Annotated in this window: 9 protein-coding genes and 3 pseudogenes; 4 read left to right on the forward strand and 8 right to left on the reverse strand. The window is 66.9% G+C overall.

Annotated elements, in window-relative coordinates:
* Window positions 1-1,099: transposase (locus ADL01_RS16305; protein WP_053742722.1), on the forward strand; the 1,099-nt coding region annotated here is incomplete at its 5' end.
* Window positions 1,100-1,502: 403 nt separating this feature from the next.
* On the opposite strand, the gene ADL01_RS16310 is transcribed toward ADL01_RS16305, so the two are convergent.
* The 4 genes from ADL01_RS16310 to ADL01_RS16325 form a co-directional block, all read right to left on the reverse strand.
* The gene (locus tag ADL01_RS16310) at window positions 1,503-2,045 is read right to left on the reverse strand and encodes a TetR/AcrR family transcriptional regulator (RefSeq protein WP_234354660.1); all 543 of its coding nucleotides are present in this window, start codon (window positions 2,043-2,045) and stop codon (window positions 1,503-1,505) included.
* 455 nt (window positions 2,046-2,500) lie between these two features.
* On the reverse strand, window positions 2,501-3,268 hold the full coding sequence (locus ADL01_RS16315) for an SDR family NAD(P)-dependent oxidoreductase (protein ID WP_053742723.1): 768 nt from the start codon (window positions 3,266-3,268) through the stop codon (window positions 2,501-2,503).
* A 168-nt stretch (window positions 3,269-3,436) separates the two neighbouring features.
* Window positions 3,437-4,306 (reverse strand): NAD(P)H-binding protein, encoded by an 870-nt coding sequence (locus ADL01_RS16320; protein ID WP_053742724.1) that lies wholly within the window; start codon window positions 4,304-4,306, stop codon window positions 3,437-3,439.
* On the reverse strand, window positions 4,303-4,926 hold the full coding sequence (locus tag ADL01_RS16325) for a ScbR family autoregulator-binding transcription factor (protein ID WP_053742725.1): 624 nt from the start codon (window positions 4,924-4,926) through the stop codon (window positions 4,303-4,305). The genes ADL01_RS16320 and ADL01_RS16325 overlap by 4 nt, the downstream gene beginning before the upstream one ends.
* Before the next feature lie 91 nt (window positions 4,927-5,017).
* Here ADL01_RS16325 and ADL01_RS16330 point away from each other — a divergent pair, with 91 nt between their 5' ends.
* Complete coding sequence (locus ADL01_RS16330; RefSeq protein ID WP_053742726.1) at window positions 5,018-6,028, forward strand: ScbA/BarX family gamma-butyrolactone biosynthesis protein; 1,011 nt, start codon at window positions 5,018-5,020, stop codon at window positions 6,026-6,028.
* 144 nt (window positions 6,029-6,172) lie between these two features.
* On the opposite strand, the pseudogene ADL01_RS16335 reads toward ADL01_RS16330, so the two are convergent.
* Window positions 6,173-6,502 (reverse strand): annotated as a pseudogene (locus ADL01_RS16335) (transposase); the annotation flags it as partial.
* Window positions 6,503-6,531: 29 nt separating this feature from the next.
* Here ADL01_RS16335 and ADL01_RS16340 point away from each other — a divergent pair.
* Entirely contained in the window at window positions 6,532-6,807 is a 276-nt protein-coding gene (locus ADL01_RS16340; protein WP_053742728.1) for a DUF2290 domain-containing protein, read from the forward strand.
* 474 nt (window positions 6,808-7,281) lie between these two features.
* On the opposite strand, the gene ADL01_RS16345 is transcribed toward ADL01_RS16340, so the two are convergent.
* Together ADL01_RS16345 and ADL01_RS16350 are read right to left on the reverse strand one after the other, a co-directional pair.
* Entirely contained in the window at window positions 7,282-7,704 is a 423-nt protein-coding gene (locus ADL01_RS16345; RefSeq protein ID WP_053742729.1) for a hypothetical protein, read from the reverse strand.
* Window positions 7,701-8,530: pseudogene (locus tag ADL01_RS16350) on the reverse strand (IS5 family transposase). The gene ADL01_RS16345 and the pseudogene ADL01_RS16350 overlap by 4 nt, the downstream one beginning before the upstream one ends.
* Between ADL01_RS16350 and ADL01_RS16355 the strand changes: the two are divergent.
* Window positions 8,482-11,367: pseudogene (locus tag ADL01_RS16355) on the forward strand (beta-N-acetylglucosaminidase domain-containing protein); the annotation flags it as partial. The pseudogenes ADL01_RS16350 and ADL01_RS16355 overlap by 49 nt on opposite strands.
* A 220-nt stretch (window positions 11,368-11,587) precedes the next feature.
* On the opposite strand, the gene ADL01_RS16360 reads toward ADL01_RS16355, so the two are convergent.
* On the reverse strand, window positions 11,588-11,875 hold the full coding sequence (locus tag ADL01_RS16360; RefSeq protein ID WP_053742730.1) for an SCO5918 family protein: 288 nt from the start codon (window positions 11,873-11,875) through the stop codon (window positions 11,588-11,590).
* Between the last annotated feature and the right edge of the window lie 45 nt (window positions 11,876-11,920).

Raw genomic sequence — 11,920 nt, forward strand, 5'->3', positions numbered from 1 at the left:
GCTCCAACCGTTCGTCGAGACCGTCTTCGACAGTCTGGCCCGAGCGGACCAGCGCACATGGGCGGAGCTGTACATCAAGGCACTGCTGCAGACACCGGGCAAGAAGTCGTTACGCAGGCTGGCGGAATCCGTCAGCGACTCCCCAACGGCCTCGCAGGCTATGCACCAGTTCGTGAACGCCAGTCCTTGGGACTGGCTGGCGGTACGTCAGGGTCTGCTTCGCTGGGTGGCACAGACCAGCCCGGCAGTGACGGCCTGGACGCTGGCACCGGCCTTCATTCCCAAGCGCGGTGAGCACTCCGCCGGAGTTCACCGCAGGTTCGACCCTGTCCTGGGCCGGCTGTCGAACTGTCAGCTCGGCCTGGTTGTGCTGGCCACCGGCGAGCACGGGCCGCTGCCAGCCGACTGGAACTTGTACATCCCTCAGGGGTGGGCGACGGGCTCCTTGCTGCGGTCCAAAGTGCGCGTGCCGGACGAGGTCTGCGGGCCCTTGTGGTCACAGGCCACCGACCTTCTGCGGCGAGCTTGCTCGTGGTCTCCTGGCAGGCATGCCCCTGTCACGGCTGACCTGTCCTGGCTGCCGGACCGCGAGGCTTTCCTCGCCCAACTAGCGCACAGTGAGCAGCCCTTCATGGTGCAAGTCCCTGACACCATGCGCGTCAAGCATGCGGCCTCCCAGTCGGCCAACTCGCCGGCGCTCACCGTTCGGCAGATACTCACGGGCCGTGGGACCGTGGCCGCAGAGGAACGGCAGCGCGTCTTCACACTCCCGGTGACCCTTCCCAGTTCCTCGATGGGAGTCGTCCGGCTGCGTTTGCTCGCTCAGCGTCGGCCGAACGGCTCAGCACGGACCTGGCTGACGAATCTGGTCGACCGGCCGCTGCCCGACCTGCTTCCGCTGATGCGGCAGCCGCGCCTGGCTGAGACCGTGGTCAACACCCTGAGCGGCGACTTCGGGCTGCAGGACTTCGAGGGGCGATCGTTCCCCGGCTGGCATCACCACGCAACACTGGTCTCCGCCGCGTTCACCTACTCCCGGGTCCGCAGCTGCTCATCCGCAGGCGAAGCCAGCGACTGGCTGGGCAGGCGAGTTCCGTGAACGCCTGTTGCCCAGCGACGCGGCCGTCCAGTTCCACGTGTGGGTGCTGTCGCTGAGTCTTTCTGCTGCTTTAGACCTTGGTTGTGCCCTGCACGAGGGGTCCAGGCGCTTCCGGAGTCCGAGGATGATCTGTACCCGGCGAGTCGCCGTGATCCAGGAGCGGCACGTCGGCGCGGGCGCTGATGCGGACGTTCGGCGTCGACTACGGGCCGAGTAAGGGGCCTTGGCCTCGGCCCTGCCGGAGCCATGTAAGGAGACGGGGCCACGGCCCGCGGGGGCGTGGGTACGCCGTGTTCCTGCCGTCCCATCCGAGGGCTTTCGCATTACGCATTCAGCGGCGCCCGGGCGAGATCTGCGCCAGCCGACAGCTTTACTCTCAGCGGCGCATATCCACGATGCGTGCTCAGCGCGTGTCCGCGGCGAGACCGCCGAGCACTGCGTGCCAGACCTCAGCGAAGTCGGAAGCCATTGAAACGCCCTCGGCTTCGGCGCTTCGGGCCTCGGTCGCGGCTCCCTCCACCAAGTACATGATGAGACGCGCAGCGGTGGCCGGCCGTACGTCTGCGACCAGGTCACCGGTGGCAGAGGCTCTCTCCAGCAGGTGCAGGACGTCCCCGCGGAAGGCTCCGAACCAGCCGCAGTCGACGTACCCCTCCTCGACCAGGCGCGCAGCAGCCCGGGTGAGTACGTTGTTCTGCAGTGCCGTCGCCACCTGAAGCACGAGGACGGAAAGGCCGTAAAGGGGCCGGCCAGTGCCGGAGTATGCCGTGCTGACGCGTTGCAGTTCGCCGACACCCTCGTCCACCACGGCGGATGCCAGTGCCGCCTTGCAGCCGAAATGGAAGGTGAGGGCCCCGAGCGTGACGCCTGCTTCGGCACAGACGGGGTTGAGCGTCGTACCGTCGTACCCGTGCCGGTCGAAGTGGCGTGCTGCTGCCAGGACCAAGTTCGCGCGGGTCCTTGCAGCTCGTTCGCTGTTCTTCATGCGGGGGCCTCGGTCATCGCAGCGACAGCTGAGGGCACGGGCCACCCCGCGCCTGGACTTCGACGGCGCTCCCCCCAGGCTTGTCGACCTGTCATGCCAGACGGTGCAACCATGGCACGGGCTGGCGGTACGCCGCGTCGGAGAAACCACTGCGGCAGCGAGAAGACCATCGCACCAGAGCGGAACTGGGCAGGACCTTCCCAGCCTCGTGACCGGATTCGGTTGCCGCTTGCCATGACGAGACCCGTCATGTCCCTCACGTACCGTCCTCAGCTTTGGCTGCCCGTGGCCACGGGCGACGCGGTCCCGCGGCGGCAGCTCGACGGGCGGTCTGACCCTATGGTGAGCACCGGCCAACGAGCACGAGAACAGGGAGAGTCCGCAACGTTCTCGGCAAGTCTGCTGGTGCAGCGCGGCTACCGGGCGGTCCATCCTCCGTCGGCCGGGATGACGGCACCTGTGGTGAACGACGAGCGATCCGAGCAGAGCCAGGCAGCCGTCTGCGCGATCTCAACGGGGTCCGCCAGGCGCTGTTGGATGGCACGCTCGGTGAAAGGCTTGAAGAGTGAGGGCGTGTCGGAGAGCACCTGGTCCATCAGCTCGGTCCGGGTGCTGCCGACGGCAAGTGCGTTGACGCGGATGTGCTGCTTCGCATACTCGTCGGCTGCGGCCCGGCTCAAGCCGATGACAGCGTGTTTGGCGGCTATGTACGGGGCCGAGCTACCTGTCGCGCGGACTCCGGCGACGCTCGAGGTGTTCACGATGGAGCCGCCGCCATGTTCGAGCATCACGGCGATCTGTGCCCGCATCGCGTTCCACACGCCTCGGGCGTTGACGTCCATGATGCGGTCGTATTCTTCATCCTCCATGAGGTGCATCGGGGTTCCGGTTGAGGTCCACCCCGCGTTGTTGAAGGCGGCATCGACGCTGCCGAATGTCTCCAGTGCCGTCCGTACGGCCGCGTGCATGTCCTCGGCGCGGGTCACGTCGGCCACCACGGCAGCGGCTTGCCCACCTGCTGCGCCGATCTTGGCTACCAAGTCGAGCAACCGGTCCTTACGGCGGGCGGTCAGGATCACGCGAGCCTCCTCTTGAGCGAAGAGCTCTGCCGCCGCAGCACCGATGCCGCTGCTGGCTCCGGTGATGATGACCGTTTTGCCGTGCAACAGGCCCCGTGCAGACATGGGTCTCCTTAACGTCGACATCGCACCGTGCCTTCGGTGCAGCTGACCGAAGATCGTCGCCCCGAGGAGATGCAGCATGCAAGCCGGGCCATGGCTGGTTTTCGACCTGCTGACCTTTGGCCTACGAGTTGTTGTGCTCGGCTTACGTGCCTGCGACACCGATCGGTCTCACTCGAAGGAGTCCCTATGGCTGGCTGCCCACTGGGCGAAGGTGGTCGCGGGTCTTCCGGTGAGTCGCTCGACCATGTCCGTGGTCTGCGCCTTGGCCCCGGCAAGCTGCCGCTCGGCGCTTGCGATGAGAGCGTCAGCCATCGCCGGCGAGTACCGGCGCGAGTAGCTCGCGTGCGCTTCCTCAGCAGACAGCTCTTGGCACACGACGGGGCGCCTGAGCAGTTCGGCCAAGGCTGCTGACTGTTCGTGGGCCGAGAGTGCCTGGGGGCCCGTGAGTTGAAAGGACTGGAAGTAGTGCTGGGTATCGCCCAGGACGTGGGCAGATGCCTCCGCGACGTCCTCAGGAGCGATGCATGCGTTGCGGCTATGAGGGTGCAGCGCGTACGCGTTACCGTCGCTGCGGATGCTCGGCGCCCAGGCCAGGGCATGTGACATGAACGAGCGTGGCTGGATCATGGTCCACGGAATACCGCTTGTCTTGATGCGGTCCTCGTTGCTGCGCTGCCACTCGGTGATGAGGTCGTGCGCTGCGGTGTCGTGCACCGCCGCCGCAGAGAGTTTGACGATGTGCCCCACCGAGGCCTCGACTGCTGCCCGCACAATATTGCGGTCGTGTTCGGGGCGTTCGGGGTCGTTCGTCACGACGAAAAGGGCGTCAGCGCCGCGAAATGAGTCGATGAGGCTCTCGACTGTGTCGTAGTCGCAGGCGACGTGCCTGACGCCGGGGCGCTGCACGGCGGGGTAAGGCGTGCGGCTGATTAGGGTGATGCGGTGGTGAGCCGCAAGATGCCGGGCCACCAGCGGGGCGATCTGCCCAGTGGCGCCAGTGAGGACGATGTGCCGGCATGCAGATGCGGTCACGGTCATGAAACAGGGACACGCGTGGGGCCGACCTGGATGTCGCCCACCACCGACGCGGAAGCAACGCGGGGCAACAGCAGGTCCCACATGTCGCAGACGCGTTCCATGAGGTCGGCACGCTTGGTGGCGAGATTCGAGTAGACCTGCATGCCGGTACAGGCGCCGACGACGAAGCGGGCCAACCGGTCGGGGTCGACCTCCTCACGGAGTTCACCGTCGGACCGGGCCACGTCGAGGTGACTGCGCATGAGCGCCCGCCATTCCTCGAAGGAGGAGGCGTCGTTCATGCCGTGGCTGCCCTGTTCGACGGCGAGACGGACTCCTGCGCGCAGGATGGGGTCGCGTTTCATGCGGTCCGCCCACACCAAAGTGATGTCCACCAGGCGCTGCAATCCGGTCGATTCAAGGTGGGGTTCTATCGTCGCCGGCTGCGCGTTCATCAAAGCTTCGGCAAGGCCTTGCTTCGAGCCGAAGTGGAAGTAGAGCGCGCCGAGGGTGAGCCCTGCCCGTTCCACGATCTGGGACACTGCCGCGTTCTCGTAACCGGCCTCGTCGAAGATCTCGGCCGCGGCCAGCAGGACCCTCTGTCGCGTACGGATGGCCCGCTCTGCCTTGACAGTTGGCACTCGCAATCACTCCTCGACAGACATAGATAGCGTACTTTATGTTAGCTGCACCGCTGGCAAGCGGGCGTCCATTCAGGGGGAAAGCGCTGACATGCCCAACTCGCACGGTTACGGACACGACGGACCGCAGCTCGCCGGAAAGGTTCCTCAGGAGCTCGTCCACAAGCATGCACTCAATGAGGTGCTCCTCACCGGCTGGAGCACCCGCGGCAGCAATCGGCACACCGTTTACGCCCGGTGGCCCCGCTTCCACACCTTCTACCGGGCCAACAACCGACGCTTCGACTCCTTACTCTTCGTCGAAACGGTGCGCCAGACGTTTCCGTTACTGTCTCACGTCGCCTACGGCGTACCCTTCGGCAGCCATCTGGTCTGGGATGACTTCAGCTTTGAGGTCGAGCCGCAGGCCATGCTGATTCCGCAAGCCCAGGCCGACGTCGTCCTGGAGACCATGTGCTCCGACGTCCGAACCAGAAAGGGCTGCCTGGTCTCGATGACCATGCACGCGGCCGTCCGCCTGGGCGGACGCCACATCGGGAACGCCCGCACCCGGTTCACCAACCACTCCCCCGCCGTCTACCGGCGGTTACGTGGCGAGCACGACCTCACCGAAAAGCACCGCAGGGCCACGCAGCTCCTGCCTGCCCTGCCGCCCGCCACAGTCGGACACTGCCTGGCCGAGAACGTGGTCCTTGCCGGTACCGAACGCGCGGGCCGGTGGCGGTTGCGCGTCGACTTGGACCATCCCGTCCTGTTCGACCACCCTGTCGATCACGTTCCCGGCATGCTTCTCCTGGAAGCCATCCGCCAAGCGGCCCACGCCACTTACCCGGCCACTAACAGCATGGTGACGGGGATGTCCGTGTCGTTCGAAAAATGGGTGGAACTGGACACCACTGCCTGGATTGCGGTCGAACCCCTGCGCCGCAACGCGCTGAAAGCTGTCATAGAACAAGAACACAGGACCTGTCTGAACGGTGAAGTCACCATCAAGACCCTGCCGGTCCAGACGGCAGGATTGTCACGAGAGCTCCAACCGCCCGAGCCTTCAGACGGGCACAATACGCTCCGTCCACCGCCGGTTTCGCCACTTCACAGATGATGTCCGCTACCTCGCGGCGGCCCTGGCCTGGCAGGTCGGGGAAGGGACTGATCGTTCCGAAGGTGGTGGTCACCACGGTCCCGGGCGCCAGCTAACGAGTCACGCGGGTCTGTGTAGTGAACGGTGGAACTCGGTCGGTTTTCTTCAGCGTCGTCCGGCGGTGAGCCGGCCGTCGAAGGTGATGTCGAAGGCTTGGAGTGCGGCCTTCCAGCGCATGGTCCAGCGTTTGCGTCCGGTGCCGGTCGGGTCCAGGCTCATGACGGCCAGGTAGACGCACTTGAGGGCGGCCTGGTCGGTGGGGAAGTGCCCTCGGGTCCGGACGGCCTTGCGGATCCGCGCGTTGATGCTCTCGATCGCGTTGGTGGTGCAGACGATCCTCCGGATCTCCACGTCGAACCGGAGGAATGGCACGAACTCCGCCCAGGCCGCCTCCCAGCGCCGGACGATCGCCGGATACCTCCCGCCCCAGGCGTCAGTGGGCTCCCCTCACCGTACAGACCCGCATGGTGCTGCACTCGGCCGTACGCTTCGACTACGATCCCGCGGCCGCCGCCCCGGGGCACCCCGCCTCGCATCTGACCATCAACTCGGCGCACTGCCGGATCGCCTGCGCTGCTCCCCTCCACGTGGGACGATTCGCCGACTTCGTCTTCAGACACTTCTACGCAGACCTATGGGCAGCCCACCACGGTTACTTCACCGGAGGGGCCACCCGCCACGTAGGCGAGCGCACACTCACAGACGACGACCGCGCAAGCCTCCACCTGATGTGGATCTAAACTCTGAGCAGCCCTGAGATGCAGCCATCCCCGGCGTGAACACCGGAGCACCCTGCAAGAGTCCCCGGCAAACAAATCCATCCATGCGTGGACGCGTCGACTGCCAGAAGGGACAGAGCAGAGGTGCGCGGTGCCGGGATGCACGTGCAGGCAGACCAGCTCCAGCTGTCGAGCCGCAAGCGGTGTGCCGGGCCACCAGGTCCGCTGGGACGGTGCGTCGTGACTGCACTGACCGGCTCGCGGCATCGCACCCTGCGCAGCGTTTCATTCCAGGGCTTCGGCCTCGATAACGTCGTAGAGATGACTTCCGTGGGCCCAGCGTTTCAGTTCCGGACGGCCCAGCAGGACGATTCCGTGCCGGGCGGCGAAGTCGGCTGCGGGCTGGGTGAATCCGCTCAGAGGGCGGTTCGTGACGTGATGCCCGTTTTGGCTTTCGGGTGGGGCTGTCGGGCTGGTCGTGGCCTGACCAGGCGGCTACGACTGCGGCTTGGTGAACAAGCCCTGCTCGGGCTCGATCAGGATTCCGCGTTCGGCCAGCCGCTTGAGCTTGAGCCGGACGTTGTTGACGTTGTTGGGTGCGATCTCCAGGTCCATTGCCTCGCAGACCGCCCGCGCCCGCAGCGGGGCGTCGGCTGCGGCGAACACCGCCATGATCTGCTGGTAGGCCGGATGGTCCGGCAGCTTCACGGGCGGCGGTGTCGGCGAGGCCGGCTCGGGCAGCGCCAGCAGCGTCTTGCGGGTGATGCGCACCTCTTCGGCGACTCGGCCGAACTCCTCCAGTTGCGCGGTGAGTTCCGTGATGCGCGCTCGCGTCGCTTCGGCCTGCGTGGCGATCTCACGCTCTTGCTCCTCCAGGCGGGCGAGGACCGCCCCCAGGGTGAGCTCGTCGTTGTTCATGCACCGCGCCAGGTGGGGGTTGAGGTCGCGGTCAGCATCCTGGCCATCCGGTCGCTTATGGCCCAGTACACCCTCGACTCGGCCGAGGCGGGCCGGTGCTCGTAGTCCCGTACCAGTCTGCGGTGCAGCATTATGATCCCGTTCACCTGCTCCACCGCCCACCTCTTGGGTTGCGGCACGAACCCGCTGGTCGTCGGGTTGCGCTCGACGACTTCGACATCGATGCCGACCTTCTTGCCGTGGTCCACGACGGCGGTCTTGAACCCCTGGTCCACCAGGGCCTTCTCGACCGTGTCGGTGTCGGCGGCGACCTTGTCCAGCAGGGCGATACCGGCAGAGTTGTCGTGCGCGGACGCGGCCAGCACCACCACCGCGATCACCAGACCGAGAACATCAACTGCCAGGCCGCGCTTGCGGCCCGGGACTTTTTTTGCCGCGTCCCTTCCGGTGGTGTCGGCGGGCACCCCGGCGGCCACGTGCAGGCTCTGGGTGTCGAGCACCACCAGGCTCGGGTCGGCCTTGCGCCCCCGGCTCTCGCGGACCTGCCAGCGCAGCAGGTCGTGGATGGTCTGGTCGGTGCCGTCGTCACGCCACTTGTAGAAGTAGTACTTCACCGCGCCGGCCGGGGGCAGATCGTGGGGGAGGTAGTCCCACTGGCAGCCGGTCCGGGACTGGTAGAGCAGCGCGTGACGATCTCCCGCATCTCGTAGGCGCCCTGATGGCCGCTGACCGAGGGATGCCGGGCCTTCCAGGAGGCGATGACGGGCTCGATCAGGGCCCACCGCTCGTCGGACAAGTCGCTCTTGTAGGGCTGGCGGTCGCTCACGAAGAACACTCCAGCACGCCAGGACTCCCCCATCAGCTCAGATGGGGCCGTGCCACACGTTCCGGGGACAACAAAAGCGACATCACGTCACGTACCGCCCTCTCAGACGCCTGCACGCCGCACCCCCCACCCAACTCCCCTCCGGCGGTTACACGTTGGCCACCGGCAAGGGCACGATCGCCCTGTCCGGCGTCGACCCCACGGGCACCTTCTACGCGGCCCAGACCCTCCGCCAGCTCATCGCCCCCCACCACTCGATCCCCGCCGCAACCGTCCGGGACTGGCCCACGACCCCCCTGCGCGGAGTGATCGAGGGCTTCTACGGCGCCCCCTGGACCCAGCAGAACCGCCTCTCACAACTCGACTTCTACGGCCGCACCAAACAGAACGTGTACGTCTACTCCCCCAAGGACGACCCCTATCTGCGCGCGAACTGGCGCGACGAGTACCCGCCCGCCCAGCTGGCGAAGCTGAGGGAACTGGTCGACCGGGCCGCCGCGAACCACGTCCGCTTCACCTACGCCCTCTCCCCTGGACTGTCGGTCTGCTACTCCTCACCCGCCGACGTCCACGCCCTGGTCACCAAGTTCGAGTCGCTGTACGCGATCGGCGTCCGCTCGTTCGCCGTACCGCTGGACGACATCAGCTACACCGCGTGGAACTGCCCCGCCGACAAGGAGAAGTTCGGCACCGGAGGCGGCGCGGCCGGCGCGGCGCAGTCGACGCTCCTCAACGCCGTGGTCAAGGACTTCGTCGACACCCACGCGGACGTGACCCCGCTGGAGATGGTCCCGACCGAGTACTCCGACCTCGCCGACTCCCCGTACAAGACAGCGCTGCGGGAGCAACTGAACTCCTCGGTCGTCGTCGAATGGACGGGCGTCGGCGTCATCGCGCCCACGATCAGCACCGAACAGGCCCGCCAGGCAAAGGAGTTGTTCGGGCACCCGATCCTCATCTGGGACAACTACCCGGTGAACGACTACACCACCAGCCGCCTTCTACTCGGCCCGTACACCGGCCGCGAGGCAGGCGTGGCCACCCAGGTCACGGGCATCACGGCGAACCCGGTGATCCAGGCGGAGGCCAGCAAACTCGCCCTCTTCACCTCGGCGTCCTACGCCTGGAACCCAAGGGCGTACGCCCCCCGAGCAGCCTTCCTGGCCTCGATAAAGGACTTCGCACCCGCAGCCACCACCGCACTGCGCGTCTTCGCGGAGAACAACTACTCCTCCCTCCTCAACGCCACCGAGTCCCCGACCCTCACCCCCCTCCTCAAGGCGTTCACGACGGCGTACGAGAGCGGCGAAGGCCTGGCCAAGGCGGCCCACGCCCTCACCGCCTACTTCGCCGCGATGGCGGCAGCCCCGGCGGACCTCCGCGCGAACCTCACCAACTCCGGTTTCCTGAGCGAGACTTCGGCCTGGCTCGACAAGCTGGGCGCGTACGGAGAAGCGGGCAGAACCGCCGTACAGCTGATGCTCGCGCAGAAGAACGGCGACACGGAAGCCGTCTCCACCCTCTACACCCGCCTCCAGTCGCAGCGCAGGCAACTCGACGCGGTCCCGCAGCAGATCGCCCCCGGCGTCATGGACCGCTTCCTGTTCGACGCGACCCTGCGCGCCGCCCCCGACCCCGGCCCGGACGCCTCCTTCACCCCGACGTCCCTGTCCCTGCGCCCCGGCGCAAGCGCCACAGCAACTCTCACGATCGCAGACACCCGCTCCACGACCACCAGAACAACGACCTGGAGTATCAAGGCGGTTGAAGGCCTGACCGTCACCCCGTCCTCAGGCACGGCCACCGTCCCGGCGGGCGGCACGGCCACCGCGACGGTCAAGTTCACAGCGTCACCCGGAGCAGGGACGGGCGTAAGGTCGATAACCGTCACCGGGGACGACCTGATCAGCCGCTCAATCCCCGTTCAAATAGCGGGAGTTGGTGGCAGCACACGCTCCCTCACGGCCAACTTCAGTGGCGCGTCGGTGAGTTCGGTGGACGTGGCCTCCGGGACGTCGACGGAGATCCCTGTCGGCGACAACCCCGGGGAGGTCGTGGTCAGCGCGGACGGCCGTACCGCGTACGCGGCGAACCAGGGTTCGGACACCGTGAGCGTCATCGACGTGGTCTCGGCGAAGGTGACGGCGACCGTGCGGGTCGGCGACGTACCGGCGGGCCTCGCGCTCACCCCCGACGGCCGGACCCTCTGGGTCGCGGACTACTCGGACGACGCGGTCCAGCCCATCGACCTCGCGACCGGCACGGCGGGCGCGAAAATCGCGGTGGGCGACGGCCCGGAGAACATGGCGATCACCCCGGACGGCACCACCTTGTACGTGGCGAACATCCACGACAGCACGGTGAGCCCGGTGGACGTGGCGACAGGCAGGGCGGGTAAGCCGATCGCGGTCGGGCCGAACCCGTTCAACGTGGTCGCGGCGCCCGACGGCAAGACGGTGTACGTGTCCAACTCCGGCGGCTCGACGGTCACTCCCATCGAAACGGCCACGAACGAGACCCGCCCGACCTTCCTGGTCACCGGCCAGGCGTACGGCCTCGCCGTCTCCCCCGACGGCCGCACCCTCTGGGTCAGCGCGAGCAACGGCGACAAGATCACCCCGCTCGACACGGTGACCGGCGCCCCCGGCCCCCCGGTAACCGTAGGCCGCTCAGCCTTCGACGTAACCCTCAACTGGAACGGCACCACGGCCTACGCCACAACAGCAGACGCGGCCACCCTGGTCCCGGTGACAACATCAACAGGAAAGACAGGCACACCCCTCAAAACAGGCGCATACCCACTGGCCGCGACGGTGACAGGAGTACCGGTCACCTAGACACAGGCGGTTCACCCGCGCCCTATCAGGGGCGCGGGGAACTGCGCGACAAGCCCCCACACACCCGCAGACGGCATCGGGCCCTCGAAGGGGCGCGGGGAACTGCGCGAACACCCCGACGAGCCCGCAGACGACAACGGACCCTTCAAGGGGCGCGGGGAACTGCGCAAAACCCCCCACGCACCCGCACCCAAGAACACACCGCCCCCGAAACGGAGTGCTACTGCATCTCGGCCCAGGGGTCGATAACCGCCGGCCGAGCCGGCGCAGGCGCCGCAGCCGGCCGACACGTGAACCCCAACCGAGTCAGCGCAGCGATCATCTCCTTCTCGGTGAAGTCCCGCCGGTCAAGGCGGGTAATAACCGCCCCCACCTGCTTGACGGGGTAGTCCACGCCACCGATACCGACGGCCGCACTGGTGATGGGCTCGGGAGCGACCCCGTCCATCTTGTGCGTGACCTCGCTCATGATCAGGTCGAACGGGAATCGGGCGATCACACAACGCATGGTGCCTCCGCAGGTCAGAGAAGGGTCGGGTGCCGACCGGCCTGA

The sequence above is a fragment of the Streptomyces sp. NRRL WC-3618 genome (assembly GCF_001280005.1).
Lineage (GTDB): Bacteria > Actinomycetota > Actinomycetes > Streptomycetales > Streptomycetaceae > Streptomyces.